At 53.8% G+C, this 353-nt stretch carries 1 pseudogene; it reads left to right on the top strand.

From position 1 onward, the window contains the following. Positions 1 to 353 (top strand): annotated as a pseudogene (locus tag KKC1_RS13605) (DDE transposase); the annotation flags it as partial.

Genomic DNA, 353 nt, shown 5'->3' with positions numbered 1-353 from the left:
TAATAGCAGGGATTATATACCAACACCCGTCCATAGAGAGCCTGCGGCGCGAGCTGTTGCGGAACGCGCAACTGCGGGAGATTTGCGGATTTGACCCGTGGGTGGGGGAACGGGCGGTTCCGCCGTCTTACGTATACAGCCGTTTCTGCCGGAAACTTATGGAACACATCGACGAAGTAGAAAAAATATTTACCCGTCTGGTGGACGAAATAAGCAAACTGTTACCGGATTTTGGACGGATCCTGGCCGTGGACAGCAAAGCCATTAACAGTCTGAGCAGAGGCAAGAAGCAGGAAGGAGCGTCACCAAAGCCTGATGGGCGCCGCGACACCGATGCCGACTTTGGGAAGAAA

This window comes from Calderihabitans maritimus (genome assembly GCF_002207765.1).
In the GTDB taxonomy this organism is placed as follows: Bacteria; Bacillota; KKC1; order Calderihabitantales; family Calderihabitantaceae; genus Calderihabitans; species Calderihabitans maritimus.
Note: the sequence above shows the minus strand (reverse complement) of the source record. Positions and strands in the feature narration are given on the sequence as shown.